Raw genomic sequence first — 26944 nt, 5'->3', positions numbered from 1 at the left:
TCAGCGAGTTCGGCCCCTGGTCTCCGCGTCGAGGAGCGCCGCGGCGGTGAAGAGTTCGACGCCGACCTCGATGGCTGATTCGTCTGCGTCGAAGTCGCCCTGGTGGAGGTCGCGGACCGTGTGCTCGCCCGGTGTGCGCACGCCCAGGCGGGCCATCGCGCCCGGTACGTGCTCCAGGTACCAGGAGAAGTCCTCGCCGCCGAGGCTCTGTTCGGTGCCCTCGACCGCGTGGGGCCCTCGGCGGGCCGTCATGGCGTCGTGCAGCAGGTCCGTGACGGCCGGGTCGTTGACGACCGGGGGGACGCCACGGATGTAGTTGATCTCCGACTTGGCGCGGTACAGGTCGGAGATCTCCTGGATGGCGGCGTGCACCAGGTCCGGCGCCTGTCGCCAGGCGGCCAGGTCCAAGCAGCGGACGGTGCCGGAGAGCTCGGCGTGCTGCGGGATGACGTTGCAGGCGTGGCCTGCCTCGATCCGGCCCCAGGTGACGGCGAGCCCGGAGCGTGTGTCGATCCGGCGCGAGACCAGGGCGGGAACCTCCGTGACGACCTTGGCGGCGGCGGTGACCAGGTCGGTGGTGAGGTGCGGGCGCGCGGTGTGCCCGCCCGCGCCATCCAGGGAGACCTCCAGGCGGTCGCAGGCGGAGGTGATCGGGCCGTGGCGTAGTCCGATGCGTCCGGCGTCGACCCGTGGGTCGCAGTGCACCGCGATGATCCGGCCGACCCCCTCCAGGACGCCGGACTCGATGGCGTCGGCCGCCCCGCCGGGCAGCACCTCCTCGGCGGGCTGGAAGATCAGCCGTACGGGAGCGGGGAGGCGGCCCTCACGGTCGAGCTCGGCCAGGACCAGGCCCGCGCCGAGCACGGCGGTGGTGTGCACGTCGTGGCCGCAGGCGTGGGCGCGGCCCGGGACGGTGGACCGGTAGGGGCTGCTGGTCTTGGCGTCCGGGATGGGCAGGGCGTCGATGTCGGCGCGGAGGGCGAGCATGGGGCGCGTTCCGTCGTGCGTTCCTTCGGGCGTACGTGCGTGCGTGCCGATGTCGCACATCAGACCGGTGCCGGTGTCCAGGACCCTGGGTCTGAGCCCCGCGCGTTCCAGGCGTTCCTTGAGAGCCGCGGTCGTCCGGAACTCCTGGTTGCCGAGTTCGGGGTGCATATGCAAGTCGCGGCGGAAGGCGATGAGTTCGGCGCGCAGCGGCTCGGGCAGCGCGCCGGGGAGTGCCTCCGCTGGCGCGGACTCAGTATCGGACTCGGCTTCGGACTCGCGCGACTTCAGTTGGTTCACCCTGTGAAGGGTAGAGCGACGCATGGGCCAACTCACCCACGATCAACAAAAGTTAATCCGGATTGGCGTAAGAAAATGGGTCGAGGCACGCATGAGCCGCTTGCCTGGAGGGTATGACCTCTTGTTCGCTCTCTGTCTATGCCATGCGTACGGACTGGAGTCGATGCACGTCACGGGCCGTTCCGGTGACGCCGGACAGGAAGCCCTGGGCGCGCGGCGAGGCGTGGTTCGTCAGCCAGCTGGGGTCGATATCACAGACCGCGACCTCGACGCCGGTGCCGACCAGCGCGCGGGGCAGGGTGTGTACCACGGTTGACGGGAAGCTCAGGATCGTACGCCCGATGGGGCCTCGGCGAGCGATCAGCTCCAGCGGGAGGTCGGGACGTACCACCTCTAGTCCGGTCGCGGTAGACAGCGCGTGCAGCTTCTCGGGGAGCTCTCTACGGTGGGCGAAGTAGCGCGTCGCACCGTGGGTGCGGGCGAGTCGGCTGACCGCTTCGAGGTAGCGGTCACGGTCGACGACGCCCGTTTCGACCAGTGAAGTGCCCACCAGGTCCGCGCTCTTGGTGATCCTCGGCGGGCCGAAGCGGGAGCGAGTCCAGGAGAAGTCGTTCTCGGTGACGCGGATACCCGTGGGGGCGTCCGTCGGTATCGGCATGGAGGAGAAGATCTCGACGGTGCGTTCGCCGGACGGGATGAGACGGCGTCGGGCCGAAGCGGAGAAGGGCGCGAAGGCCAGGTCCCGCGCGCCGGGGCGGCCGCCGCGCCGGTGCCAGCGCACCAGGCGCTCGCCGCTGGCGAGTTGGGCGATGAACTCCATGGTCGCCGTGCCGTCGTCGACCACGACCAGGTCGCGGGCGGTGGTGAGGGTGAGCAGCAGTTGCACGTAGCGCGAGAACGGGTCGCCGATGACCACCCGGCGTGCGGTGCGCAGCATCCGGGTGAGCGCGCTGATGGTCTTCACCGGCGCGCTGGCGCCGCCCCGAGCCTCCTCCCAGCGCACGGTGTGCCCCTCGTCGCGCGCCAGCTCGGCCATCCGGCGCAGCTGGCCGCGTGACATGGGGTCGACCGGGGACAGCACGATGAGGGTGAGGCCGGTACGAGCCCGGGGGTGGTCGCTGGACGGAGCCTCGCACGCGGCGTCGGTGTGCGCCCACTCCAGCACGTTGAGCAGCTGGACCGGGCTCTCCACGAACGCGAGGGTGTCGGCCGGGTCGGCTGCGGCCGGGTCAGCGGGGCGAGCGGACGGGGCTGGCGCCCCCGAGAGCTCGGGGGCGCCAGCGGGTCCGTGCGAGTTCATCACCGTGAGGTGTCCGGCTGCCCGTCAGACCGCGGCCGGCTCGCGGTCGGTGAGCTGCGCCTCCGCCTCGGCGATCACACCGCTGACGCGGCGGAGCTTCTTCATCGGGCCGAGCTCGGACTCGTACACCTTCTTGACGCCGTCGCCGAGCGAGGCCTCGATGGTGCGGATGTCGCGGACCAGGCGCGACAGGCCCTGCGGCTCGACGGACGCGGCCTGGTCGGAGCCCCACATGGCGCGGTCCAGGGTGATGTGGCGCTCCACGAAGGTGGCGCCGAGCGCGACGGCGGCGAGGGTGGTCTGCAGGCCCGTCTCGTGGCCCGAGTAGCCGATCGGGACGTTCGGGAACTCGCCCTGAAGCGTGTTGATGACGCGCAGGTTGAGCTCCTCGGCCTTCGCCGGGTACGTGGAGGTGGCGTGGCAGAGCAGGATGTTGTCGCTGCCCAGGACCTCGACCGCGTGGCGGATCTGCTTCGGGGTCGACATGCCGGTGGAGAGGATGATCGTGCGGCCGGTGGCGCGCAGGGAGCGCAGCAGCTCGTCGTCGGTGAGCGAGGCCGAGGCGACCTTGTGGGCGGGGATGTCGAACTTCTCCAGGAAGGCGACGGCCTCGGTGTCCCACGGGGAGGCGAACCAGTCGATGCCGCGCTTCTTGCAGTGCTCGTCGATGGCCTGGTAGTCGGTCTCGTTGAACTCGACGCGGTGCCGGTAGTCGATGTACGTCATCCGGCCCCAGGGGGTGTCGCGCTCGATGTCCCACTGGTCGCGCGGGGTGCAGATCTCCGGGGTGCGCTTTTGGAACTTGACCGCGTCGCAGCCCGCTTCGGCGGCCACGTCGATCAGCTTGAAGGCGTTCTCAAGGTCGCCGTTGTGGTTGATGCCGATCTCGCCGGTGATGTAGACGGGGCGGCCGGGGCCCGCGGTCTTGTTGCCGAGGGTGCGGAGGCGGGACGTGGACGTGCTCATGGCGGGGGTTCCTTACGTGGCTCGGTGATGCTGAGAGGTGGGGAAGAGAGGAAGAGAAAGAAGAGGTGAGAGGGAAAGTCAGGGGGTCGTCAGGGACGGGCCGAGGAGCCAGGTCGCGATCTCCCGGATGGCGCCGTCGCCGCCCGCCGTGGTCGTGACGGACCTGGCGGCGTCCCGTACGACGTCGTGGGCGCTGGCGACCGCGACCGGCCAGCCGACCAGGCCGAAGCAGGGAAGGTCGTTGACGTCGTTGCCCGCGTAGAGGACGCGCTCGGGTGCGACGCTCTGCTCCTCGCACCACTGTTTGAGCGCGAGGTCCTTGCGGTCGATGCCGTGCAGGACGGGGATCTGGAGCTTCTTGGCGCGGGCCGCGACGACCGGGTTCTGCTCGGTGGACAGGATCAGCAGCTTGAGGCCCGCCTTGCGCAGGGCCGCGATGCCGAGTCCGTCGCCACGGTGTACGGCGACGATCTCGCGGCCGTCGGCGTCGATCAGCACCCGGTCGTCGGTCTGGGTGCCGTCGAAGTCGATGACCACGGCGTCGATGTCGTCGCCGGTGGGGCGGGCGGACGCGGGCTCCTCCAGGTCCGTGGGACCGGTAGGGCTGGTGGGGCTGGTGGGGCCGGTGGAGTCTGTGGGGCCCGTGGGGCCCGTGGGGCCCGTGGGGCCCGTGGGGCCCGTGGGGCCCGTGGGGCCCGTGGGGCCCGTGGTGTCGGCTCGGTCGAGCAGCGGGGCCAGGGCGCGGGCGCGGGCCAGGTCGTGCGGGTCGTCGACCTCCAGGACGCGGGCCGGGTCGGTCCGTACCAGCGCGGTGTGGCCGAAGAACCGGTGCTTGTGCTCGCGGAACCCGACGGCCGCCATGGCGTAGGCCGCGCCGGTCTCCAGCAGGTCCTGGGGGCGGTCCTGGCGGCGGGGGCGGAAGGACTTGTCGTGGTTGACGCCGTATCCACCCGTGGTGGAGGTGGCGGCGGCGGTGGCGGTTCCGGTGGCCTGGGCGGCGCCGGAGGCCGCCCGTACCGGCCGTTCCTCCGGGGCGAGTTCGTCCGCGCTGTCGCGCCAGACGAAGCCGTGGAAGCTGGCCACCGTCAGCGCGGTGTCGGCGCCGTGCTCGACGACCTCCGCCGCGACCCCGTCGATGTCCTCGCGGACCAGGAAGGGGCTGGTGCACTGGACCAGCAGCACCACGTCCATCGACGCGCCGTGCAGCGACTCGTGGGCGTCCATCGCGTGCAGCACCGCGGCCTCGCTGGTGGCCGTGTCACCGGCGATCGCGGCGGGGCGCAACACCACGTCGGCGCCTGCCGTGCGGGCCACGTCCGCGATGGCCGGGTCGTCGGTGGAGACGACGACGTCGGTGACCAGGCGGGCGGCCAGGCATTCCCGTACGGCCCTGGCGACCAGCGGTAGGCCGCTGACCGGGGCGAGGTTCTTGGCGGGTACGCCCTTGGAGCCGCCGCGCGCGGGGATCACGGCGAGTACCCGGCGTCTTGGCTTCACGTCCGCTTCCTGGTGGTTCATGTTCATGGGGTGGCCTCCTCGCGGGCCTGGGGTGACGTCGTCGGGGCCCTGAGGCCGGGGTGCTGGGGCCCGGGATACTGGGGCCGGGATGCTGGGGAGGTCACAACTTGCCCAGGCGGCGCAGGGCGGGGGCCACGCGCTGAGCCCCGTAGCGGTAGGCGCCGCGGGCCGCGCCGCGGGTGACCTTGCGCATGGTGTGCCGGATACCCCGGGCCGCGACCGGCTCGGGGGCCTGGGGCAGCGGGGTGCCGTCGGGTGCGAGCCGGTGCCTGGCCAGCAGCGACGGCAGGTATCCGGGGGCGGTCACCGGGTTGTAGTACGGGGCGACAGGCGGCAGTTCGGGGGCCTGGCGGAGTTCGGCGATGCGCTTGCGGGCCGCGTCGAAGCAGCTCTCGTACCCGCCGTCGGCGGCGACGCCCTGCACCGCCACCCAGTCCGGGTTCGGCTCCGGGATGTGCCCCTGGTCGAGCTGGTCCCAGGAGGCCAGGCAGCCGGAGCCGATGAAGTGGTGGTTGCCCAGCCGCTCGCGTACGCCGAGGTCGGTGAGGATGGCGGTGGGGATACGGCGGTGCAGCGACTCCAGCGCGGCCGTGGAGCTGACCGTCACGAGCAGCGAGGTGCGGTCGAGTACCTCGCCCATGTTCCCGTAGACGAGACGGCAGTTGTCCGGCAGGCCCACATCCTCGGCCAGCCGCTGGTACGGCAGGTTCTCCACGTGCGTGGTGTGCTCACCCGGCAGCGAGCGCAGCTTGATCAGGACCTCGCGGTCCGGATGCGCCCGTGCGTGGTCCGCCATCCGGTTCAGCAGGTACAGCCGGTCCGTACGGGTCTTCGGCACGGAGGGCTGGACCGCGAAGGTGACCGTGTACGGGTCGTGGTCCTGGTGCGGGGCGCCGCCGAGGAACGGCAGCGCGGCCTCCACCACGCTGTCGGCGCTGGCGCCCACCCCCTCGTACACCGCGCGGAAACGCTCCGCGTCCTGGCGGGAGTTGGCGAGCACGATGTCCGCGCCGTGCCGCAGCAGCAGGCCGTCGGCCAGCTTCTCGTACACCACGCCGACATAGCCGGTGACGAGTACCGGGCGCCTCCCGCGTCCCTGCCAGACCTTGGCGAGCCCGTGCAGCATCGCCTGCACCCCGCCGCCGACGAGCGCCAGCACGACCACGTCGTACTGCTCCGGGTCCTGCTCCATCTCGCTGAGGAACTCGGCCGACGTGAGCTCGCGCAGGCTGTCCGCCTGGACGCCGACCTCCTCCAGCTGACGCGCGGTGGGCGTGGCCCGGCCGCGGAGCAGGAGGCCGTCGAGCCGGCTCTCCGGAGCGATCCGGTGCGCGGTGAGCGCCCCCCACTTCCAACGCGTGTCGGAATCGGCGAGTACGGCGACGCGCTGCGTTCGTTCATTGCTTTCTGGCACGTCGAAGAAGCTAGAAAGGAATTCACGTGGATGGCCCAACTCGGGCGCAACAAAGGGTTAACAGCACCTCGACAATTAACCAACCAGCCTTGCTTACCTGGGAGTTAACCACCCGTCCACATATCGTTCACGAGGCATCTCCTCGCGGGTCAATGCGAATGCCGGTCGACTGACTAACGTCGCCTCAATGAAGCTCTTCGTCATACCTCTGTTCCCCCTCGACTCGCCGCGGATGACGCTCCCGTGACGCGCGACCTCGGCAACACCACACTCCCGAAGCCCTCTCCGGGAGTGAGTTCCACCGGTACACAGGACACCCGCGCACAGAACACCCGCGCCCCGGACACCCGCGCCCCGGCCTCCCGGTCCGCGCCCCGGCTGCGCGCGCTGGACGCGCTGCGGCTGCTGGCCGCGCTGATGGTCGCTGGCTTTCACTACGGCGGCCGGGGCGACGGCGATGTGGCCGTCGCCTGGGGTACCTCGACCCAGGTTCAGTTTCCCACCGCGCACGGCTGGTTGGCCTTCGGCAACCTGGGCGTGCAGATCTTCTTCGTGATCAGCGGTTTCGTGATCTGTATGAGCGGCTGGGGCAAACCCCTGCGCGCCTTCTTCGCCTCCCGGGCCGCGCGGCTGCTGCCCTCGTACTGGGTGGCGGTCGTCCTGGTCACCGTGGTCTTCGCGCTCCCCTCGGTGGCGTACGAGACGGTCTCGGCCAGCGACGCGCTGCTCAACCTCACCCTGCTCCAACAGCCACTCGGCGCCGATCGGGTGCTCGGGGTGTGCTGGACGCTCTGGGTGGAGTTGCGGTTTTACGCCCTGTTCGCGCTGTGCGTCATGTTGCCGGGCGCCAACAGACAGCGCATCGTGCTGTTCTGCGCGGTGTGGACGCTGGCCGCGGCGATCACCGAGCAGGCGGACCACGAGCTGCTACGGCTGGTGGTGATGCCGCAGCACGCGCCGTTCTTCATCGGCGGCATCGGGCTGTACCTGGTGTACCGCAACCGGCGGGACGTCACCGCCTGGGGCATCGTGGCGGTCAGTTGGCTGACCGGCCAGCACCACGCCGTTGACCGGCTCATGGACGGGGCTGACGCGGCGGCCTACCCGCCGCACCCGTCGCTGGTCGCCATCGCGATCGTCACGGCCGGTTTCGCGGCCGTCGCGGCGATCGCGCTGGGTGCGCTGGACTGGGCGGACTGGGGCTGGCTGACCACCGCGGGGGCGCTGACGTACCCGTTCTACCTGGTGCACGAGCATCTGGGCTGGGTGGTGATCGGTCTGCTGCACCGGGGGCTCGGGCTTCCGTCGTCCGTGACGGTCGCGGTGACGGTGGCGCTGATGCTGCTGGTGGCCTGGGCGCTGCACCGTGGCGTGGAGCGGCGGCTCACGCCGCTGCTGCGGGCGCGGCTGACGTCTGGTGGTGCTTCCCCACGCCGCCCCTTCCCGTGACGTGACCGGTGCTCAGAACGCGTCCGTGGGGACGTAAGTCCCCCACACCTCGCGCAGCGCGTCGCAGACCTCGCCCACCGTGGCCCGCGCCTTCAGCGCGTCCTTCATCGGGTACAGCACGTTCGCGTCGCCCCTGGCCGCGTCCCGCAGCGCCGCCAGCGCCGCGTCCACCGCCCGCTGGTCGCGCTCGGCGCGCAGCTTGGCCAGGCGTTCGGCCTGCTGGGCCTCGATCGCGGGGTCGACGCGCAGCGGCTCGTACGGCTCCTCCTCTTCGAGCTGGAAGCGGTTGACGCCGACCACGACGCGCTCGCCGGAGTCGGTCTCCTGGGCGATGCGGTACGCGCTGCGCTCGATCTCGTTCTTCTGGAAGCCGTGCTCGATGGCGCTGACCGCGCCGCCGAGGTCCTCGACCCTCGCCATCAGGTCCAGCGCGGCCGCCTCCACGTCGTCGGTCATCTTCTCGACGACGTACGAACCCGCGAACGGGTCGACGGTGGCGGTCACATCGGTCTCGTACGCCAGGACCTGCTGGGTGCGCAGCGCGAGCCGGGCCGACTTGTCCGTCGGCAGCGCGATCGCCTCGTCGAAGGAGTTGGTGTGCAGCGACTGCGTACCGCCGAGCACCGCCGCCAGCCCCTGGACCGCGACCCGTACGAGATTGACCTCGGGCTGCTGGGCGGTGAGCTGGACGCCCGCGGTCTGCGTGTGGAAGCGCAGCATCAGCGACTTGGGGTTCTTGGCGCCGAACTCCTCCCTCATCACCTTCGCCCAGATCCGGCGCGCGGCACGGAACTTGGCGACCTCTTCGAGGATCGTCGTACGGGAGACGAAGAAGAAGGAGAGCCGGGGCGCGAAGGCGTCGACGTCCATTCCGGCCGCCACCGCCGTACGGACGTACTCGATGCCGTCCGCGAGCGTGAACGCGATCTCCTGCGCGGGCGAGGCACCCGCCTCGGCCATGTGGTAGCCGGAGATCGAGATGGTGTTCCACTTCGGGATCTCGGCCTTGCAGTACTTGAAGATGTCCGCGATCAGCCGCAGTGACGGCTTGGGCGGGAAGATGTACGTGCCGCGGGCGATGTACTCCTTGAGTACATCGTTCTGGATGGTGCCGGTGAGCTGGTCGGCGGCGACACCCTGCTCCTCGCCGACGAGCTGGTACAGGAGCAGCAGCAGCGCGCCGGGGGCGTTGATCGTCATCGACGTGGAGACCTTGTCCAGCGGAATGCCGCCGAACAGAATCCGCATGTCGTCGATCGAGTCGATGGCGACACCGACCTTGCCGACCTCGCCGGACGCGATCGGCGCGTCGCTGTCATGGCCCATCTGGGTCGGCAGGTCGAAGGCGACCGAGAGCCCCATCGTGCCGTTGGCGATCAGCTGCTTGTAGCGGGCGTTGGACTCGACGGCCGTGCCGAAGCCCGCGTACTGACGCATCGTCCAGGGGCGCCCGGTGTACATCGACGGGTAGACACCCCGGGTGAAGGGGTACGTGCCCGGTTCGCCCAGCTTCTCGGCCGGGTCCCAGTCGTCGCCCAGGGCCTCAGGTCCGTAGACCGGCTCGATGGGCAGTCCGGACTCAGACTCGCGCGCCATGTGCTGTGCCTCCTGCTACTCGCCGGTAATCGTTGGCCTCGCGACGGACTGTAGCGGCGGAGGCGCGTCGGGTGGAGGTCACCTCGCTGGGACCTTGCTCACAAGCACCTCACCGGGTGGGCGCGTCGCGTTCGCCTTCCATGATGCGCGGGAAGTCTCTCCGTATGGGGGGGCAGCGGCAGTGGGGGGAACACATGCGCGGAAGAGCCGTGATCCGTCGGGCGTCTGCCACGGCGGTCGTGGCGGTCGCCGTGGGGGCCGTCGTGACGGGCTGTAAGGCCGATGTGGTGGACGGGGCGGCGGGTGGCGGCGAGGACGGGGTGGGGGGCAAACGACCGCCACCGCTGACGTCGTCGCCGAGCCCGCCGAGCCCGCCGGGGACGCGGCCCGCGAAGACTCCGACAACCGCCCCGACGGCCACTCCGACGGCCAGTCCGACGACCGCCCCGACCACCGCCCCCGCGCGGTCCAAGGCGGCCCCGGCCCTGAAGGTCCTGCTCGCCGAGGGTGATCAGGGCGAGCGCGTACGGGAGCTCCAGGCGCGGCTGCGGCAGATCGGCTGGTTCGGTGGGCCCGGGCCCACCGGGCGGTACGACGCGGCCACGGTCTCCGCGGTCAAGGGCTTCCAGGCCAAGCGCGGCCTGCCCGCGACCGGCGAGACCGACGAGGCCAGCTGGCGGCGGCTGCTCGACATGACCCGTAAGCCAGGCTTCTTCGAGCGGTACGCGGCGGGCGACCAGCCGCCCGCCAAGCCTGATCCGCGGTGCCTGGAGGGCCGGGTCCTGTGCATCAGCAAGAAGAGCCGCACCCTGACGTGGATGGTCGACGGCAGGGCCCTGTCGACGGTGGACGTGCGGTTCGGCTCGCAGTACACACCGACGCGCGACGGCGAGTTCACCGTGTACTGGAAGTCCCGGCACCATCACTCGACGCTGTACGACACTCCGATGCCGTACGCGATGTTCTTCAGCGGCGGCCAGGCGGTGCACTACTCGTCGGACTTCGCGGACCGCGGCTACGGCGGGACGTCGCACGGCTGCGTGAACGTACGCCAGGAGAAGAAGATCGCCGACCTCTTCGCGCAAGTGCGGACGGGCGACAGGGTGGTCATCTACTGGTGACCCGGGGTGCTCAGAGGGCGAGGGTGGGACCGGGGGAACGTGTCCCACCCTCGCCTGATGCACAGAGCCGGGGGTACGGGGGGAACCTCGGCTCGTGCAATCGCCGATGACCAGTCGGCTCACTTCATACTGCGCCATGGGGGCCGAAAGTGTTACACCCCCCGGAAAATCAGGAGCTGAGTGGCTCCACGGCCAGCCCGTCCGGGGCGGTTCCGAGGTGGCTGGTGACCGAGGAGCCGCCGTCGTCCAGGCTCCGTTCGGCGGTGTCCACCTGGTCCTTGCCCGCGCCTCGGCTGGTCTGGGGCGCGGGGCGACGGTCAGCGCCGGGCCCGCCACTGCCGCGCTTGTCCTTGTCGTCGGCGTCGGCGCCGTCGTTACGAGGAGCACCGTCGCTGCCGCCGCCCTGTGCCGCGAGGGCGCGGTCGCAGAGCTTCGCCACGTTCCCGGCGCCGTTGGCCGCACGCTCAAGGAGGCGCCGCTTGTCCGCGGCCAGTGGCTTGCCGCTCTGGTAGTCGCGGCAGACGCTGACCACCCGCTGGTACAGGTCGCGCTTCTGCTCGGGGGTGAGCTCGTCGGTCGGGTCGGGCTTCCTGGTGCTGGGGCCGCCCTGCTGGTCCTGCTCGCCCCGCTGGTCCTGCTGGTCGTCGTCTGGGGTGCTGGCGCCGGGCGCCGGGGATTCCGTACGGCCGTCGGGTGCGGTGGGCTCCGTACTGCCGCCGCTGGACGGGGCATCGTCGGTGTCGTCGCCGTCGCTCTCGACGGGGTGCGGCTGGCTCGGGTGCGGCGAGACGTGGGACGGGGGTGTGCCGGCCACCGAGACGGAGGCGCCGGGCTTCGGCTCGCCGCTGGTGCCGCCTCCGCCGTCAAACGGCGTGGGCAGCACTCCGGTGCCGGCCGCGACGGCGACGCCGCCGAGCGTGCAGGCGGCGAGCGCCGCGGCGGCCGCGAAGCGCACGACGGGCAGGCGGCGGGCGCCGCGCCGCCGCAGGCCCCAGTGGGCACGGGCTGGCAGCCCGTCGGAGGGGTTGCCCACGACGGAACCGGGAGCGGCGGCGCCGGGAGCGGCGGCGGCTGCCGCGCGAGCCTGCCGGAACGCGGCCAGCGCGGCGGCCTCTCCAGGCACCTCACCGGCTGGGGGCTCGCCGTGCGGCGGCAGTCCGCCGCGCGCGGCACCGAGTGCCTCGGCGAGCCGCTGGGCTCGCATCCGCGAAGAGGTGTCCGAGGCGTCGAGTACGGCGTCGAGGGGCTCGCCGCGCAGCAAAAGCTCCGCGGCGTCCTCGTCCAGCCACTTGTCGTACTCCTCGGCCATCACATGTCCTTCTGCGTCCGCGAACGCGAATGCGTCACACCATCGGGGCCCGCCGGAGAGCTCGCCGGGTGCCCGTCGCGCCCCCGCTGCGGCGGTACGGCGGCCAGCCCTTCGGCGTCGTCAGCTGCCTCACCGAGCAGCTCCGCGAGGCGCTTGAGGCCGCGGTGCGCGGAGGTGCGTACGGCACCGGGACGCTTGCCCAGCGTCTCCGCCGCGCTCTTCGCGTCGAGGCCGACGACCACGCGCAGGACGACGGCCTCGGCCTGGTCCTGGGGCAGCTGGGATATCAGCGCGAAGGTGTCGCCGGTGGCGAGGGCCTCCAGTGCCTCGCCCGCGGTGTCCGCGTCACCGGGCTTCACGGTGAGCTCCGTCTCGTCGCCGCCGACGGCGGGGCGGCGGCTGCGCATCCGGATGTGGTCGAGCGCGCGGTTGCGGGCGATACGGGCCGCCCAGCCGCGGAACCGGTCCGCGTCGCCGTCGAACCGGTCGAGGTCGCGGGCGATCTGTAGCCAGGCCTCCGACGTCACGTCCTCGGCGTCGACGTCGCCGACGAGTGTCCGCACGTACCCCAGGAGCCGCGGGTGCACAGCGCGGTACACAGAACGGAACCCACTCTCGTCCCCGCCCTGTGCCGCGAGCACCGCGGTGGTCAGCTCCGCGTCGTCCCCCAGCACTAACTTCTCCCTAGCCCGGCGCGATGCAGAACGGTACGGCCTGATGCGCCGTCCGTCCATGTTTGTACAACATGCAACAACATGGTCGCCAAGCGGGGTGTGACAGAAAACGCACGCACGGCGCTGAAGGGAGTACGGGCCGTCACACGGTCCGTACCGTGCGTCGGTCGGGGCCTCTCCTGTGGGGGGTGGCGGCCCCGACCGCGCATCCTCATCTCTATGGCCTGAACTGGGGTTATGCGGAAGGTCGCTCGCCGCCATGGCCCACCGCGTGACCAGCGCGTCCGGGAGTCCGCCCATCCGGCCAAGGCCGGTGCGCCGCGCCGTTCCCGGGGCCAGCGATCCGATCAGTGGCCACTCCGAGAACGCTCACTCAGCGGAACGCACCCTCGCCCCGGACAGCACGAACCGCGACCGCAGGACTCAGAAGAGCGTCTCGCAGTTCGCCCGGGTCTCGATCCGGATGTCGCATCGGTCGGCTACGCCCGGCCCTCCGTTGCCGAAGTCGCCCGCACCAGAGGGATCGGTCAGCAGATCGTTGCCGCCGCCACCGTGAAGTCGGTCGTTGCCCGCACCGCCGTCAAGGTCGTCGGCGCCTGCCTGGCCATGGAGAACATCCGGTCCGGCGCCGCCGTTGAGGGTGTCGGGCCCGGCCCCGCCGTAGATGGTGTCCGGGCCCGCGCCACCAGAGATCCGGTCGACCCCCGCCCTGCCATAGAGCGTGTCGCCGCCCCCGCCACCGGAAATCCGGTCGGCACCTGCTCGGCCGTCGATTAAGTCGGCGCCGGCACCCCCGTCCAGGGTGTCGGCTCCGGCGCCCCCGATGAGGCGGTCGTTGCCCGCACCGCCGAGCACGGTGTCTGGGCCGACGCCGCCGAAAACGGTGTCAGCGCCGCCCCGGCCCTCGATGTGGTCCCTGCCTCGCCCCCCGTTGATCCAGTCAGCGCCACTGCCCCCGATGACCGTGTCCGCACCGGCTCCGGCACAGATGATGTGGTTACCGGCGCCGCCGAGGATGATGACGTCGTTGCCAGCTCCGGTGGAGACCACCAGGCGGCTGTCGGAGTTCAGCACGATCCGGTCGCTGCCGTCCGTGCCGACGATGTCGGCAGCCACACCGTTGCATTTCGCCGCTGGCGCGGCATGCGCCGCCGTCGGCAGCGTGAAAGCCATCGCACCGGCCAGCATGGTCACGACAAGAGCCTGTCTCGTAGTGCTCATCAGATTTCCCTTCAGGTTGAACACAGGACTTTGGTTGGGACGGGCCACTGGGGCTCTCCCGCTTTCCGCTGCCGGAAGCAGCTCGGGCTACGCCCCAGCGATGTGTATCGTGCCGTGTCGGGAACAGCTTGTGACGGACCGATCACGCCAGGTTTCAGGACGGCGGGATAGTGGCTTCTTGAGCCTGCCCAGTGCCGGAGGCGCAGGCCGACGGCGCCGCCCACGCATGCCGCACCTCGCCGCACACGCCTCACGCCGGAACCTCCACTGAGGTTTTCAATCGCACCGGCCTGGGAATCTGGTCTACGCCGAGAGGGGGAGACGGGTGGCGGATTCAGACTCCGAAGGTTCTTCGAATCGAACGGCTCGAATTGCCGTGGTCGTTGCGATAATTACCGCAGTGGGGACTATCAGCGCCGCAGCCGTAACCGGAGTGTTCGGCCTGTTAGGAAACGGCGATTCCACCGAGGAAAAGGGTGCGCCGCCGAGCGCATCGGAATCTCCGAGTGGCACTCAGTCGGTCGCCCAGTCAGCGCCCCCGAGCGCCTCGGGTTCTCCGAGTACCGTTCAATCCGCGCCGCCCCCGAGCGCCCCTGGCGTAGTGGGCGATCCCGTGATGGTGGGAACCTGGGAAGGCTCCTACCGATGCGACGACGTCAAGGGAGTGCGGCTGGTCATCGTGAGCGACCCCGAGGTGGGTGAGGGTGGATTGCGGGCGACCGTGATCTTCTACCCCAAGGATGGAAACGCGGGCAGCCCTCTGGGGCAATACGCCTCAAAAGGAAGCTTCACCAGTGACACCTTCGTACTCAACGGGGACTACTGGATCGATAAACCCGCTGGTTACGGCATGACGGATCTCACGGCAGACGCCCCTGAAGGAGATCCACTCGTCTTGAAGGGCGCCATGAATGGCTACGGTTGCAAGCACTTCGAGGTGACGAAGGTATCCAAGGAGGCGACCCCACCCCCACTGTGATCAAGTGGGGCTCCACCTACCCGGACAGTGTGCGAACTCACTCGGCGGCCGCGCCGTCCCGGCAGCTGGTCAGAGGCGCGGGGTGCGTGACCCGGAGCTTGGACTGGCCGTGCGGCAGTCGCTCCCAGTCGTCCATGAAGCGGGCGCTCAGGCCGTGCTTCTCGGCGAGCTGGATCAGCGTCCGGGGACGGTAGTAGAAGTCCTCGCCGAGCACCTGGTGTTCGGTGCCCTCGGTGCGGTCGAAGGTGAAGTCGAAGAAGCCGTCAGGGGCCAGCACCCGTCCGACGTGGGAGAGGCATTCGTCGATGACCTCCAGCGGCGAGTGCGAGAACACGCTGTGCGCGTGCACCACCGTGAAGTACCCGTCGGGAAGGAAGTCCAGCGTCAGGTCCGCGACGGGGGTGAGATGCGGCACCTTCTGCTGGAGGTCGTACCGGACCAGGGTCTTCTTCGCCTCGATGAGGATCTCGGGCGAGATGTCGATCCCGAAGTAGTGCCCGGGCTCCAGGTACTCGATGAACCGCCACCCGGCGCGCAGATTGCCGCACCCGATCTCCAGCACCCGGTCCTGCGGCTTCAGCCCATGCCCCAGCAGGTAGTCGTACTGCATCTGCCCGATGGCCAGCCAGCGCGCGTGCGACGGCCCGCCGCCGACCGCGGCCTCGGGACTGCGCGCGGCGTCCGACGCCATCACCGCCCGGTAGTACGCGACGTGACTCCCGCGGTGCCGGAACCGCAGCCAGCCGTCCCTCGCCGACCGGCGCAGGTAGGGCACCACACGCTGTGGATGACGCAGTGCGTAACGCACCTTGTACCCCAGCCGCGAACGGTTCGTCGACAGGGGCGCGGCCGATGAGCTGGGCATGAGGGTCTCCGTGCCTTCCGTCCGGTCCGTAGGCATCACCTGTCCGGATGGTAACCACGGGGGGCCGACACAGCCTGTCTTCCGTGGAGGCTCCCCGGCTCGCCCTCACTCCTTCGGGAATAACCGCTCGGCCGAGTGCCTCACCGGCCTGGTGAGGCACCACAACCACCGGCAGCGTGCAGGAGCGGACACCAGCCGCGGGCACACGCCGCGGGCGCCGTCATCGGCCGGACCGTCGACGTCGAAGGAGACCGGACCATCCAGGAGCCACGTTTGATCTCCGGCTCGCGACAAGAGGTGCCGGATGACGCACAGCGAGAACAGACGCGAGGCGGCCGAGGCCGCCGAGGACACCCGGGCCGCCTAGGACACGGTGTGCGGCGGCGCGCCCTCAAACCCGGCGCGGCCGCCCGGCCAGTGCTGTGGCTGACGGCCGTCGCCGCCGCCTTCACGCTCGTCCAGCTCGTCCTGGTGGTGCCGGGTCTGGGGCTGGGCTGGGACGAGACGGTGTACGTCAGCCAGGTCAGCCCGCAGGCCCCGGCGGCGTTCTTCAGCGCGCCGCGTGCCCGGGGTGTCACCTTCCTCGTCGCCCCCGTCACGGCGGTGACCACCTCCACCCTGGCGCTGCGCGTCTACCTGGCACTGCTCTCCGGCGGCGCGTTGTTCAGCGCGCTGTGGGTGTGGCGGCGGATGCTTCCCACTCCCGTACTCGCGGTCGCCGGGGCGCTGTTCGCGAGCCTGTGGATCACGATGTTCTACGGCCCGCAGGTGATGCCCAACCTCTGGGTCGCGTACGGGGCGCTCATCGCCGTCGGCTGCTTCCTGCGCGCCGCCCGCCGACCCGGCCCCTGGGTGCTGACCGGCGTGGCCGCGGGGGTCGGACTCGCCTCGCTCATGCGTCCCACCGACGCGGTATGGCTGGCCCTGCCGCTCGCGGTGGCGGCCCTGCTGATGCGGGTGCGGCGCCAGGTGCTGCTGCTCCTCATGCTCGCTACGGGCCTGGCGATCGGCTGGGCCGGTTGGGTCATCGAGGCGTACGTACGGTACGGCGGCCTCTTCGCGCGGCTGCGGCGCGCCAGCGACATCCAGGGGCACCTGGGCGCGTACTTCGCCATCGACGACCACGTACGCGCGCTGAGCGGCCGCACCCTGTGCCGCCCCTGCGACGTGCCCTGGCAGCACCCCGTCACCAGTGTGTGGTTCCTCGCACTGCCGTTGCTCGTCGCGGGCGGCGTATGGGCGGCGGCCCGCACCCGGCACCGGGCCGCCATCGTCCTCGCGACCGGTACCGGACTGGCGCTGGCCGCACCGTACTTGTTCACCGTCGGCTACGCGGCGCCGCGCTTCCTGCTGCCCGCGTACGCCCTGCTGAGCCTGCCGGTGGCGCAGTGCCTGGTCCGCGTCTCGCGGGTCCGGCCGCGGTGGCGCCGGGCCGCCGTAGCGCTCGTCGCCGTGGCGGTCGCCGCGCATCTGGCGGTCCAGTTCCGGATCCTCGACAGTACGACGCACCGCGTACGTGGCTATATCGCCGACCAGAACCGCGTCGCCGCCGAACTGCGCGCGCAGGGCGTACGCCCGCCGTGCGTGATCACAGGGGAGGAGGCCATCCGGGTCGCGTTCGACATCGGCTGCGCCTCCCGCCAGCCCAGCGGTCACGACGAGAGCATCACGCCCGGCGGACTCGCCGCCATGGCCCGGCAGCGGCCGGTCGCCGTCCTGCGCTCCGACGAGCGGCCTCCCCCGGCCTACGCCCGCCGCTGGCGCGTCCACCCGCTCCCGGACCTGCACCACCGGACTGGCCTCCGTGCCTACCTGTCTCCCACGGCGTCCCCGCTGGGTCAGGCACCGGCTCGATGAGGTGAGGTGCGGTGAGGTGCGGTGAGGTGCGGTGCGGTGCGGTGCGGTGAGGTACCGCGGACCGTGCGCTGGCTACGGCCGACTCGACCGGGACGGACTTGGTCGCGAGCCTGGCCGGTTCGCCCTCGTCAGGCCCGCGACCAACGCGCCGAGAACGGCCCGCAGCGCGGCCCGGCGCCACGGGGAACGTGGCCGCCAGTCGTCCCGTCGCCGGGTGAGCCACGTACGGACGCCGGACGCGTGCGAGGCACGGAAGGCGGCGACTGCGGCGGACTCGGCGCCCGGGTCGACGGCGGACGGCCGCGCGGCGGCGGAGAGCAGCGCGTCGAGCCGAGCCGGGTCAGGCAGCTCTCCGGAGGGCGGCGGCCGGTCGGTACTCATCCTGTATCCCCCAGCGTCCGGGTGTCGTCATCCGTCACATCGCCGGGCCGCCCCAACTGTCCCGCCAGTCTCTTCAACCCCCGGTACACCGCCGTCCGTACGGCTCCCGGGCGCTTGCCCAGCACCCGTGCGGCAGCGGGCCCGTCGAGCCCGACGACGACGCGTAGCAGCACCGCCTCGGCCTGGTCCCGTGGCAGCCCCGCGATCAGTCCGAGCGCGTGCTCGGTGGAGATCGCCTCCATGGCCTCGGCGGGGGTGTCCAGGTTGCCCGCGACCTCCAGCAGCTGGGACTCAAGCCCGCCCGCGCGCGGCCGTTTCTTCTGCCGCCGCAGATGGTCGAGCGCCCGGTGCCGCGCGATGGTCGCCGTCCAGCCACGGAACCCCGCACCGTCACCCCGGAAACGCCCCAGATCACGGGCGATCTCCAGCCAGGCATCCGCCGCCACGTCCTCGGCCTCGTCGCCGACGAGCCCCCGCAGGAAGCCAAGCATTCCGGGCTGCACCAGCCGGTACGCGACCGCGAAGGCCCCCTCGTCCCCCTCCTGTGCCCGAGCGACGGCCGCCCCGAGTTCCCCGTCGTACGCACGCGCGCGACGGGACTCCCCACCCTGGCCCAATACGCCCCTCTTCGCCCCGGTCCGGCATGGACCACCGTGTCGATGACCTGTCCATGACCCCACCCGTACAGCGCTCAACCGCGCAGAAACGTCACAGAGAACTCAGGGGCCTCCGGCGCTACCGAGAGCAAGCGCGCTACGGGCACGGGGTCGCCGCCCCCGTCAGGCCTGGCCGCCCCGCGCCCGGCGGGAGACCACCGCGCGCAGCACCCGGCGGCCCTCCGTGGACACCTCGAGCGCCTGGCGCAGGCCGCCCGCGCCGCGCGTTGCCAGCAGCTCCAGGATCTCGGTCTGGCGGCGGAGTTCGCCCGCGACCAGGGGTCCGGCGCTCTCGGTGATGCCCTGGCGCAGCTTCTCCGACGGCACCTCGTCGTCGGCCGCCGTGCCAAGGAGCCGGTGGATCTGCAACGCCGCCACCGAGCAGGCGTCGGCCCAGCCGCGCAGCGCGTCCGGCGAGCGCCGCTCTGGTACGGCGTCGAGCATCCGGCGAGTGAGGGCGGACGGTTCGTCCTCGGCGTCGGCGGCGGCCGGGGCGCCCGAGGGCGCGAGGGTGGCCCGTACCTCCGCCAGCTGCTCCGACCAGTCCTCGCCGTGCTCCAGCCGCGCCCACAGCGGACGCAGCGCGTCATCCGGGGCGCCGGAGTCGCCCAGCAGGGGCAGGCACCGGTCGAGGCACGCGAGGCCGCTCGCGGCCAGGCCGCGCTCATCGGCTTCGGCCATCTGTTCCACGAGGCTCATGAACATCTCCTGTTGCGGACGCTGACTCCCTTACTGCGTTCCGCCTCCCGGAAATGTCACAGGGTCATGATCCCCTCACAGAAACGTCACGCCTCGCTCACGGCTCAGTTCGCTGCTCAGTTCGCGGCCCAGCTCACGGCTCGGTCATGCCTCCGGAAGGCCCAGCCGCTCCAGGAACCGGAAGAAGAGCAGCTCCGCGGAGGGCTCGGCGGCCGCGGTCAGGACCTCGGTGAGCTCCGCGGCCGTGGCCTGCTGCCCGGCCTCCGCCGCCCAGGCGACGGCCCGCTCGGCGGCGTCCCTGGCGGGCAGGAACAGGTCGTCCGGTTCCTTGCCGTCGGCGCTCAGGTACCCGGCCATCGCCTCGCGGTCCAGGCAGGCGTTCCACGCCCCGCTTTCGGGGCCCGCCGCCTCGACGGCCACGCACTCGCTGTCCATCACGAAACCGAACAGCGCGGGCGCCCCGGTCTCCCGCGCCAGTGAGGTCATCGAGCCCACCTCCGGCACCGCGGCCTCCCAGATCTGCCAGCCGCCATCCCGCCGCTCGTGCAGGGTGAGCCCTTCGCTCACGGCGCTGAGCGCGTCCAGTTCCGCCAGCGGCCGCTCGCTGCGGCCCACCACGTAGTAGCCCCAGAAACCCATATGTGTCCCCCATATCCCCCGTGCGCAACACAGCGGTTCAGCCAGTTCGGCCGGTTCAGCGGTTCAGCCGGTCCGGTCAAATCCATCACACCTGACCGGAACTCCGCCACCGAATCCGCAGCAGAATCCCGGATCAGGTCAGTTTCCCGGCGAGGCGTACGAACTCCGGCCAGGGCTTCGACGGTTCCCTCGGGTCCCACACCTTCTGCGCCAGCGCCCGCAGCGGCAGCCGCACCCCCGCCGCCACCTGGGCAGGTGTCTGCGCGTCGGCGAGGTCGCACCACACGGCGAGCCGGGCGCCGAGGATCTGGTCGTCATAGACGGCCGGGACCGGCTGGCTGCCGCGCAGGACCAGCGGGGTCCACTCCTGGTAGATCCGCCGCCCTGTCGGGTAACGGAATTCGTTGGGTTCGCCGAGGACGTAGTAGAGGTACTCGTCGTTGAGGTTGACCACGTCGCGGCCCGCGCTCAGATACTCCACTGGCTCGCGCGCGCCCAGTTCCTTCCCGGTCCAGTACTCGACCTCGATATCCGCCGCCGCCTCGACGGTGCCGCCGCGATAGAAGCCGTCGTTCCAGGCCTTGGGCCGCTTGTCGTGCGAACGGACCACGTCGGCCCGGTCGTTCAGCCACCCGGTCGCCAGGTCCCGCACCCGGGCCGCTGGCCCGTAGCGCTCGCGCGCGAGGCGGGCCAGTTGCGGATACGAGGCCTCCGGGTCGCGCGCCGTCAGCGCCAGGTACTCGTCGGCGCCCAAGTGCCAGTAGCTGCCGGGGAACAGTTCCGCGTACTCGTTCAGCAGGTCGTCGATGACGCGCGCGGCGCCCGGCTTGGAGATGTCGATGGCGCCGCGCGCGGGCCGCCCGTTGACGTCGCGCAACTGGAGGTCGGGGTGGGCCTTCAGGACCGCGCCGAGGTGCCCCGGCGAGTCGATCTCCGGGATGACGGTGATGTGCAGCCGCGCGGCGAGCCGCACGATGCGCCGGACCTCGGCCTTGGTGAGCCGCTGGGCGGAGACCACCTCGGGGTGCGAGGACGACTCGATACGGAACGCCTGGTCGTCGGAGAAGTGCAGGCCCAGCTGGTTGTACTTGAGGTCGGCGAGTTCGCGTACCCGGCTCTCGATCCAGCCCGCGGTGAAATGCTTGCGCGCGGTGTCGAGCATGAACCCGCGCTGCGGCTTGGCCGGACGGTCGCGTATGACACCCTCCGGCGCCGCGCCGTCCGCACGTATCGCCTGCTTGAGCGTGCGCGTGCCGTAGAAGACCCCGGCCTCACCGGTCCCGGAGATCCGCACCCGCCGCTCGCGCACGGTGAGGGTGTACGCCTCGGAGTCCGCCTGGCCCGACGCGAGGGCGAGTTCGACGTCCCCCGCGCGGGCTTTCGCCCCCTCGCGGTACGTCAGCCTCAGCTCACCGGCGAGGAGCCGCCCCTCGTCCGCCAGGTGCCTGGCGTCCGCCTTGGCGACCACGACCCGGCCGCCGTCGGCGGGCCGCCAGCCGGGGCCACGGGCCGCCTGGTGCTCTCGTACGGAGGGGATGGTGCTCGGCGCCTTGGACAGCGGGTACGTGGACGGGCTCGGCTCGTCGGTCGGCGCGCCGTCCGCAGTCCGAGTCGGCGGGGCTTCCGGCGGGGACGCCGTGGCTGGGGACGTCGCGGGCGGCGGGCTGTCCGTACCGTCGCGTCCGGCGGGGCTACCGGTGCCGTTCCCGTCCGGCCACAGCGTCAGCGTCAGCACGGCGGCGCCTCCCGCGACCAGCCCGCCCGCGAGGAGCGCCCGCCGTCCGCTCACGGGCCGCCCGCGCCGCCCGCGCCGACTCACCACGCCGCGTCCGGCGCGCGGGCAGCCCCCAACACAGAACCCGACACAGAACCCGATACGGACCCCGACACGCCCGCACAGGACCCCATAGCCGAGAATATTCGCGTCACGTCAGAAACCTCCCATGAGGGGCGCGGCTACGACTCCAAAACGACTCCGTCGTCCACCGGGCGTTCCGAAACTCTCCCATCCGGGTGAATTTCGCGCATCCGGCGGACGTCACTCCTGACACGTCGATAGCGTGGCGCCACTCCCTTGCCACCGCTCTCGCCGTTGCCTGCTTCCCCTGCTTCCCCTTTTCCTGCTCTGGAGCGCACGCTGCCCACGCCCACCGCTTCCACCGTGCACCCGGGACTCGAGCTGTTCAACCGCGCCCCCGTGGCCGCCACCGAGACCGCCCTGCTCCGGTGCTGCGCCAGCCCGCTGTGGGCGCGGCGGGTCGCCGCCCACCGCCCGTACCCGGACCTGGACGCGCTGCTCGCCGCCGTCGACGAGGCCAGCTACGACCTGCCGCTCGCCGACCGCACCGCCGCCCTGGCGGCGGAGGAGCCGCCGCGCCCAGGGCACGGCGACACGCCGCGCGCCGCGCTCACCGCGCTGAGCGCGGCCCACTGCGCGTACGAGAGCCGGTTCGGCCACGCGTTCGTGATCAGCCTGGCCGGGGTCCGCCCCTCGGAGCAGCTCGACCACACCCTGTCCGAGCTGCGCGCCCGGCTGGCCAACGAGCCGGAGGACGAGCGCGTGCTCGCCGCCGAGGAGCTGCGCGAACTGGCCAGGACCCGGGTCACCCGCCTCGTACAGAAGTTCCCAGAACAGCAGGAGCGGCAGGACCGCCAGGGCCGCCAGGAGCGCCAGACCCTCCAAGCACTCCACGCGGCCCAGGAAGTCCACACGGTCCAGACAGCCCAGGCGGCCGGAAAAGCGGGAAAAGCACGGCAAGCTCCGGATTCCGGACAACCTGATAGCCCGTACGTGGCTGTTTGATCACACCTGAGGACCCCGGGCGAGCGCACCGACAACTCGTCGATACGATGACGAGCGGCCGGTGGACCGTACCCGGCCGGGTCAGACCGACATCGAAGCCGGCCGACCCTAATCCCCGCTCCCGGAGGGTTCTTCCGTGCCGGCTGGAACGCTGTACCGCGGCCGGGAAGGCATGTGGTCATGGGTGGCTCATCGAGTCACCGGTGTCCTCATTTTCTTCTTCCTGTTCGTGCACGTCCTCGACACCGCTCTCGTCCGCGTCTCCCCCGAGGCGTACGACACTGTCGTGGCTACCTACAAGACGCCGATCGTGGCACTGCTGGAGTACGGCCTGGTGGCCGCAGTCCTCTTCCACGCACTGAACGGTCTGCGCGTCATCGCCGTCGACTTCTGGTCGAAGGGCCCTCGCTACCAGAAGCAGATGCTGTGGACCGTGGTCGGCTTCTGGGCCGTGCTGATGGCCGGGGCGCTCTACCCCGTCCTTGGCCACGCATTCCGTGAACTGTTCGGGAGCTGACGCTGATGTCTACCGACACCTCCGGCGCCATCGACGGCGTCACCCTCTACGACGTGGACAACCCCGCTCCCGTCATCGAGCCGCCCCGTAAGCGCACCAAGAAGACGCCCAAGGGCGGCGGCACCAACTTCGAGATGATCGCCTGGCTGTTCATGCGGCTGTCGGGCATCGTCCTGGTCGTCCTGGTCATTGGTCACCTGCTGATCCAGCTCGTCCTGGACGGCGGCGTCTCCAAGATCGGCTTCGCCTTCGTCGCGGGCCGCTGGGCCTCGCCGTGGTGGCAGACCTGGGACCTGGTGATGCTGTGGCTGGCCATGCTGCACGGCGCCAACGGCCTGCGTACGGTCATCAACGACTACGCGGAGCGGGACAACACCCGCTTCTGGCTGAAGATGCTGCTGTACACCGCCACGGTGTTCACCATCCTGCTGGGCACGCTGGTGATCTTCACCTTCGACCCGAACATCAGCTAGGCACCGGGACCGAGGGAATCACTGATGAAGATCCACAAGTACGACACCGTCATCGTCGGCGCCGGCGGCGCCGGAATGCGCGCGGCCATCGAGGCCACCAAGCGCAGCCGCACCGCCGTGCTGACCAAGCTCTACCCCACCCGCTCCCACACCGGCGCGGCGCAGGGCGGCATGGCCGCGGCGCTCGCCAACGTGGAAGAGGACAACTGGGAGTGGCACACCTTCGACACGGTCAAGGGCGGTGACTACCTGGTCGACCAGGACGCCGCCGAGATCCTGGCGAAGGAAGCCATCGACGCGGTCCTGGACCTCGAGAAGATGGGCCTGCCGTTCAACCGCACCCCGGACGGCACCATCGACCAGCGCCGCTTCGGCGGCCACACCCGCTCGCACGGCGAGGCCCCGGTGCGCCGGGCCTGCTACGCGGCGGACCGCACCGGCCACATGATCCTCCAGACGCTGTACCAGAACTGCGTCAAGGAGGGCGTGGAGTTCTTCAACGAGTTCTACGTCCTGGACCAGCTGATCGTCGAGGAGGACGGCGTACGGAAGTCGGCGGGTGTCGTCGCCTACGAGCTGGCGACCGGCGAGATCCACGTCTTCCAGGCCAAGTCGGTCGTGTACGCGTCCGGCGGCACCGGCAAGTTCTTCAAGGTGACGTCCAACGCGCACACCCTGACCGGTGACGGGCAGGCCGCCTGCTACCGGCGCGGGCTGCCGCTGGAGGACATGGAGTTCTTCCAGTTCCACCCGACGGGCATCTGGCGCATGGGCATCCTGCTGACGGAGGGCGCCCGTGGTGAAGGCGGCATCCTCCGCAACAAGGACGGCGAGCGCTTCATGGAGAAGTACGCGCCGGTCATGAAGGACCTCGCGTCCCGTGACGTCGTGTCCCGCTCCATCTACACGGAGATCCGCGAGGGCCGCGGCTGCGGTCCCGAGGGCGACCACGTCTTCCTCGACCTCACGCACCTCCCGCCGGAGCAGCTGGACGCCAAGCTGCCGGACATCACCGAGTTCGCCCGTACGTACCTGGGCATCGAGCCGTACACCGACCCGATCCCGATCCAGCCGACCGCGCACTACGCCATGGGCGGCATCCCGACCAACGTCAAGGGTGAGGTCCTGGCGGACAACACCACCGTCGTACCGGGCCTGTACGCCGCAGGCGAGGTCGCCTGCGTCTCCGTCCACGGCGCCAACCGCCTCGGCACGAACTCGCTGCTCGACATCAACGTCTTCGGCAAGCGGGCCGGTATCGCCGCCGCCGAGTACTCGGCCACCGCCGACTACGTCGAGCTGCCGGAGAACCCGGCCGAGCTGGTCGCCTCCCAGGTCGAGCGGCTGCGTGAGTCCACCGGTCCGGAGCGGGTGGCGGACATCCGCAAGGAGCTCCAGGAGACCATGGACGCCAACGTCATGGTGTTCCGTACGGAGCAGACGATCAAGAGCGCCGTCGAGAAGATCGCCGAGCTGCGCGACCGCTACCTGCGGGTGTCCATCCAGGACAAGGGCAAGCGCTTCAACACCGACCTCCTCGAGGCCATCGAGCTGGGCAACCTGCTCGACCTGGCCGAGGTGATGGCCGTCTCCGCGCTGGCCCGCAAGGAGTCCCGTGGCGGTCACTACCGCGAGGACTTCCCCAACCGCGACGACGTCAACTTCATGCGCCACACCATGGCGTACCGCGAGGTCACCGGCGAGGGCCCGAGCGCAAAGGACTCGGTCCGGCTCGACTACAAGCCGGTCGTGACGACCCGCTACCAGCCGATGGAGCGTAAGTACTGATGGCTACTCCCGTAATGGACAAGGCCCAGGCCACGGCTACCGCCGACTACATCACGGCCACGTTCCGCATCCGGCGCTTCAACCCGGAGGAGTCGGACGCGGTGATCTGGGAGGACTTCCAGATCACGATCGATCCGAAGGAGCGCGTCCTGGACGCCCTCCACAAGATCAAGTGGGACACGGACGGCACGCTGACCTTCCGGCGCTCCTGCGCGCACGGCATCTGCGGCTCTGACGCCATGCGCATCAACGGCCGTAACCGCCTGGCCTGCAAGACGCTGATCAAGGACATCAACCCGGACAAGCCGATCACGGTCGAGCCCATCAAGGGCCTCACGGTCCTGAAGGACCTCGTGGTCGACATGGAGCCGTTCTTCCAGGCGTTCCGCGATGTGATGCCCTTCCTGGTCACCGAGGGGAACGAGCCGACGCGCGAGCGTCTGCAGTCCGCCGAGGACCGCGAGCGCTTCGACGACACCACCAAGTGCATCCTGTGCGCCGCCTGCACGTCCTCGTGCCCGGTGTTCTGGAACGACGGCCAGTACTTCGGCCCGGCGGCGATCGTCAACGCGCACCGCTTCATCTTCGACTCGCGTGACGAGGCGGGCGAGCAGCGCCTGGAGATCCTGAACGACAAGGACGGCGTGTGGCGCTGCCGCACGACGTTCAACTGCACGGACGCCTGCCCGCGCGGTATCGAGGTCACCAAGGCGATCCAGGAAGTCAAGCGCGCCCTGATCACGCGCCGCTTCTGACGCTGACCTGCTTGGTCGTACGTCAACCGAGGGCCCCGCGCTCCCCGTTCATCCGGGAGGGCGGGGCCCTCGGCCGTTGCGGCTGTGCCAGGATCAAGGGCACCGTAGGGCTAGGCGCCGCCGCGGCCGAGGGGAGACCGGGACACATGAGCGACTCACGTCCGTACAAGGACCAGGGCGACGACCCCGGCGACGGCGCCTACCAGTGGGGCCCGGCACAGCCACCCGGCATGGGCGCGTACGGCCAGCCGCAGTACCCCACACAGCCGATGCAGCCGTTCGGCCAACCCATGCAACCCATGTACCCCATGGGAGGCGCCCCCCTGCTCGCCATCGGGGACATCACGGTGATCGGCGACCAGATCGTGACGCCATCCGGCACGATGCCGCTCAAGGGCGCCGTATGGAACGCCACCGACTTCTCCCGCGTGGAGGAGAAGATCCCCAGCCACGCCATCGTCCTGGCGGTCGTCTTCGCCCTCTTCTGCCTCCTGGGCCTCCTCTTCCTCCTCATGAAGGAACAGGTGACCACCGGCTACATCCAGGTCACCGTCACCAGCGGCGGCCGCCACCACGCGACGATGATCCCGGCCACCGGACCACAGACCCTCCCCTGGGTCATGGGCCAACTCAACTACGCCCGCTCGCTGAGCATCTGAGTGACCCGATCACCTCGTGCG

General features: G+C 70.7%; 25 protein-coding genes. 10 read left to right on the top strand and 15 right to left on the bottom strand.

What is annotated here, in order from left to right; genetic code table 11:
• The 5 genes from GCN81_RS23680 to GCN81_RS23655 all read right to left on the bottom strand — a co-directional run bounded on the left by GCN81_RS23680 (position 1) and on the right by GCN81_RS23655 (position 6482).
• Complete coding sequence (locus GCN81_RS23680) at positions 1–1284, bottom strand: amidohydrolase (protein ID WP_231626493.1); 1284 nt, start codon at positions 1282–1284, stop codon at positions 1–3.
• 136 nt (positions 1285–1420) lie between these two features.
• A complete protein-coding gene (locus tag GCN81_RS23675) occupies positions 1421–2584 on the bottom strand; it encodes a hypothetical protein (protein ID WP_231626491.1) in 1164 nt (387 codons plus the stop codon).
• A gap of 24 nt (positions 2585–2608) precedes the next feature.
• Positions 2609–3550 (bottom strand): N-acetylneuraminate synthase family protein, encoded by a 942-nt coding sequence (locus GCN81_RS23670; RefSeq protein WP_156723184.1) that lies wholly within the window; start codon positions 3548–3550, stop codon positions 2609–2611.
• 78 nt (positions 3551–3628) lie between these two features.
• Complete coding sequence (locus tag GCN81_RS32545; RefSeq protein ID WP_231626524.1) at positions 3629–5068, bottom strand: acylneuraminate cytidylyltransferase; 1440 nt, start codon at positions 5066–5068, stop codon at positions 3629–3631.
• 100 nt (positions 5069–5168) lie between these two features.
• Entirely contained in the window at positions 5169–6482 is a 1314-nt protein-coding gene (locus GCN81_RS23655; RefSeq protein ID WP_156723183.1) for a DUF6716 putative glycosyltransferase, read from the bottom strand.
• 243 nt (positions 6483–6725) lie between these two features.
• Between GCN81_RS23655 and GCN81_RS23650 the strand changes: the two genes are divergently transcribed.
• Positions 6726–7931: an acyltransferase family protein gene (locus GCN81_RS23650; RefSeq protein ID WP_156723181.1), complete on the top strand. Its 1206-nt coding sequence runs from the start codon at positions 6726–6728 to the stop codon at positions 7929–7931.
• Between the two features lie 12 nt (positions 7932–7943).
• Here GCN81_RS23650 and GCN81_RS23645 read toward each other — a convergent pair whose 3' ends face one another.
• Positions 7944–9527, bottom strand: coding sequence for an acyl-CoA mutase large subunit family protein (locus GCN81_RS23645; protein ID WP_156723178.1), 1584 nt, complete (start codon positions 9525–9527; stop codon positions 7944–7946).
• A 194-nt stretch (positions 9528–9721) separates the two neighbouring features.
• Here GCN81_RS23645 and GCN81_RS23640 point away from each other — a divergent pair, with 194 nt between their 5' ends.
• Positions 9722–10648, top strand: a complete 927-nt coding sequence (locus tag GCN81_RS23640) for a L,D-transpeptidase family protein (protein ID WP_156723176.1) — start codon at positions 9722–9724, stop codon at positions 10646–10648.
• Between the two features lie 169 nt (positions 10649–10817).
• Here GCN81_RS23640 and GCN81_RS23635 read toward each other — a convergent pair whose 3' ends face one another.
• The 3 genes from GCN81_RS23635 to GCN81_RS23625 all read right to left on the bottom strand — a co-directional run bounded on the left by GCN81_RS23635 (position 10818) and on the right by GCN81_RS23625 (position 13852).
• Complete coding sequence (locus tag GCN81_RS23635; protein WP_156723175.1) at positions 10818–11957, bottom strand: hypothetical protein; 1140 nt, start codon at positions 11955–11957, stop codon at positions 10818–10820.
• Complete coding sequence (locus tag GCN81_RS23630; protein ID WP_156723173.1) at positions 11957–12631, bottom strand: RNA polymerase sigma factor; 675 nt, start codon at positions 12629–12631, stop codon at positions 11957–11959. Before GCN81_RS23630 ends, GCN81_RS23635 begins: the two co-directional genes overlap by 1 nt.
• Before the next feature lie 423 nt (positions 12632–13054).
• Positions 13055–13852, bottom strand: coding sequence for a calcium-binding protein (locus GCN81_RS23625; protein ID WP_156723171.1), 798 nt, complete (start codon positions 13850–13852; stop codon positions 13055–13057).
• A gap of 601 nt (positions 13853–14453) precedes the next feature.
• On the opposite strand from GCN81_RS23625, the gene GCN81_RS23620 reads away from it, so the two are divergent.
• The gene (locus GCN81_RS23620) at positions 14454–14831 is read left to right on the top strand and encodes a hypothetical protein (RefSeq protein WP_156723169.1); all 378 of its coding nucleotides are present in this window, start codon (positions 14454–14456) and stop codon (positions 14829–14831) included.
• Between the two features lie 37 nt (positions 14832–14868).
• On the opposite strand, the gene GCN81_RS23615 is transcribed toward GCN81_RS23620, so the two are convergent.
• On the bottom strand, positions 14869–15696 hold the full coding sequence (locus GCN81_RS23615) for a class I SAM-dependent methyltransferase (RefSeq protein WP_156723167.1): 828 nt from the start codon (positions 15694–15696) through the stop codon (positions 14869–14871).
• Between the two features lie 375 nt (positions 15697–16071).
• Between GCN81_RS23615 and GCN81_RS23610 the strand changes: the two genes are divergently transcribed.
• A complete protein-coding gene (locus GCN81_RS23610; RefSeq protein WP_156723165.1) occupies positions 16072–17553 on the top strand; it encodes a hypothetical protein in 1482 nt (493 codons plus the stop codon).
• A gap of 72 nt (positions 17554–17625) precedes the next feature.
• On the opposite strand, the gene GCN81_RS32000 is transcribed toward GCN81_RS23610, so the two are convergent.
• From GCN81_RS32000 to GCN81_RS23585, 5 genes are all read right to left on the bottom strand, one after another.
• Positions 17626–17934, bottom strand: coding sequence for a hypothetical protein (locus tag GCN81_RS32000; protein ID WP_197287526.1), 309 nt, complete (start codon positions 17932–17934; stop codon positions 17626–17628).
• Positions 17931–18551, bottom strand: a complete 621-nt coding sequence (locus GCN81_RS23600; RefSeq protein WP_156723164.1) for an RNA polymerase sigma factor — start codon at positions 18549–18551, stop codon at positions 17931–17933. The genes GCN81_RS32000 and GCN81_RS23600 overlap by 4 nt, the downstream gene beginning before the upstream one ends.
• 162 nt (positions 18552–18713) lie before the next feature.
• Positions 18714–19289, bottom strand: coding sequence for a hypothetical protein (locus GCN81_RS23595; RefSeq protein WP_156723162.1), 576 nt, complete (start codon positions 19287–19289; stop codon positions 18714–18716).
• A gap of 144 nt (positions 19290–19433) precedes the next feature.
• Positions 19434–19928 (bottom strand): hypothetical protein, encoded by a 495-nt coding sequence (locus tag GCN81_RS23590; RefSeq protein ID WP_156723160.1) that lies wholly within the window; start codon positions 19926–19928, stop codon positions 19434–19436.
• Positions 19929–20061: 133 nt separating this feature from the next.
• Positions 20062–21717: a beta-N-acetylhexosaminidase gene (locus GCN81_RS23585; protein WP_231626488.1), complete on the bottom strand. Its 1656-nt coding sequence runs from the start codon at positions 21715–21717 to the stop codon at positions 20062–20064.
• A gap of 372 nt (positions 21718–22089) precedes the next feature.
• Between GCN81_RS23585 and GCN81_RS23580 the strand changes: the two genes are divergently transcribed.
• From GCN81_RS23580 to GCN81_RS23555, 6 genes are all read left to right on the top strand, one after another.
• Positions 22090–22731 carry a 2-oxo-4-hydroxy-4-carboxy-5-ureidoimidazoline decarboxylase gene (locus GCN81_RS23580; RefSeq protein WP_231626485.1) on the top strand — a complete coding sequence of 214 codons (642 nt, stop codon included), beginning with the start codon at positions 22090–22092 and terminating at the stop codon, positions 22729–22731.
• A 136-nt stretch (positions 22732–22867) separates the two neighbouring features.
• The gene (gene sdhC, locus GCN81_RS23575; protein ID WP_156723159.1) at positions 22868–23248 is read left to right on the top strand and encodes a succinate dehydrogenase, cytochrome b556 subunit; all 381 of its coding nucleotides are present in this window, start codon (positions 22868–22870) and stop codon (positions 23246–23248) included.
• 5 nt (positions 23249–23253) lie between these two features.
• Positions 23254–23721 (top strand): succinate dehydrogenase hydrophobic membrane anchor subunit, encoded by a 468-nt coding sequence (locus tag GCN81_RS23570; protein WP_156723157.1) that lies wholly within the window; start codon positions 23254–23256, stop codon positions 23719–23721.
• Between the two features lie 24 nt (positions 23722–23745).
• Positions 23746–25509 (top strand): succinate dehydrogenase flavoprotein subunit, encoded by a 1764-nt coding sequence (gene sdhA, locus GCN81_RS23565; protein WP_156723155.1) that lies wholly within the window; start codon positions 23746–23748, stop codon positions 25507–25509.
• The gene (locus GCN81_RS23560) at positions 25509–26264 is read left to right on the top strand and encodes a succinate dehydrogenase iron-sulfur subunit (protein ID WP_156723153.1); all 756 of its coding nucleotides are present in this window, start codon (positions 25509–25511) and stop codon (positions 26262–26264) included. Before sdhA ends, GCN81_RS23560 begins: the two co-directional genes overlap by 1 nt.
• Before the next feature lie 146 nt (positions 26265–26410).
• Entirely contained in the window at positions 26411–26923 is a 513-nt protein-coding gene (locus tag GCN81_RS23555) for a hypothetical protein (protein WP_156723151.1), read from the top strand.
• Positions 26924–26944 lie beyond the last annotated feature (21 nt).

The sequence above is a fragment of the Streptomyces apocyni genome (genome assembly GCF_009739465.1).
GTDB lineage: Bacteria > Actinomycetota > Actinomycetes > Streptomycetales > Streptomycetaceae > Streptomyces > Streptomyces apocyni.
Note: the sequence above shows the minus strand (reverse complement) of the source record. Positions and strands in the feature narration are given on the sequence as shown.

Excerpts from the sequence above, each read along its gene's own strand:
- GCN81_RS23570 (WP_156723157.1), top strand. The coding sequence starts at position 23,254 with ATGTCTACCGACACCTCCGGCGCCATCGACGGCGTCACCCTCTACGAC.
- GCN81_RS23635 (WP_156723175.1), bottom strand. The coding sequence starts at position 11,957 with ATGGCCGAGGAGTACGACAAGTGGCTGGACGAGGACGCCGCGGAGCTT.
- GCN81_RS23590 (WP_156723160.1), bottom strand. The coding sequence starts at position 19,928 with ATGGGTTTCTGGGGCTACTACGTGGTGGGCCGCAGCGAGCGGCCGCTG.
- GCN81_RS23640 (WP_156723176.1), top strand. The coding sequence starts at position 9,722 with ATGCGCGGAAGAGCCGTGATCCGTCGGGCGTCTGCCACGGCGGTCGTG.
- GCN81_RS23675 (WP_231626491.1), bottom strand. The coding sequence starts at position 2,584 with ATGAACTCGCACGGACCCGCTGGCGCCCCCGAGCTCTCGGGGGCGCCA.
- sdhA (WP_156723155.1), top strand. The coding sequence starts at position 23,746 with ATGAAGATCCACAAGTACGACACCGTCATCGTCGGCGCCGGCGGCGCC.
- GCN81_RS32545 (WP_231626524.1), bottom strand. The coding sequence starts at position 5,068 with ATGAACCACCAGGAAGCGGACGTGAAGCCAAGACGCCGGGTACTCGCC.
- GCN81_RS32000 (WP_197287526.1), bottom strand. The coding sequence starts at position 17,934 with ATGAGTACCGACCGGCCGCCGCCCTCCGGAGAGCTGCCTGACCCGGCT.
- GCN81_RS23595 (WP_156723162.1), bottom strand. The coding sequence starts at position 19,289 with ATGAGCCTCGTGGAACAGATGGCCGAAGCCGATGAGCGCGGCCTGGCC.
- GCN81_RS23615 (WP_156723167.1), bottom strand. The coding sequence starts at position 15,696 with ATGCCCAGCTCATCGGCCGCGCCCCTGTCGACGAACCGTTCGCGGCTG.
- GCN81_RS23625 (WP_156723171.1), bottom strand. The coding sequence starts at position 13,852 with ATGAGCACTACGAGACAGGCTCTTGTCGTGACCATGCTGGCCGGTGCG.
- GCN81_RS23645 (WP_156723178.1), bottom strand. The coding sequence starts at position 9,527 with ATGGCGCGCGAGTCTGAGTCCGGACTGCCCATCGAGCCGGTCTACGGA.
- GCN81_RS23670 (WP_156723184.1), bottom strand. The coding sequence starts at position 3,550 with ATGAGCACGTCCACGTCCCGCCTCCGCACCCTCGGCAACAAGACCGCG.
- GCN81_RS23560 (WP_156723153.1), top strand. The coding sequence starts at position 25,509 with ATGGCTACTCCCGTAATGGACAAGGCCCAGGCCACGGCTACCGCCGAC.
- GCN81_RS23555 (WP_156723151.1), top strand. The coding sequence starts at position 26,411 with ATGAGCGACTCACGTCCGTACAAGGACCAGGGCGACGACCCCGGCGAC.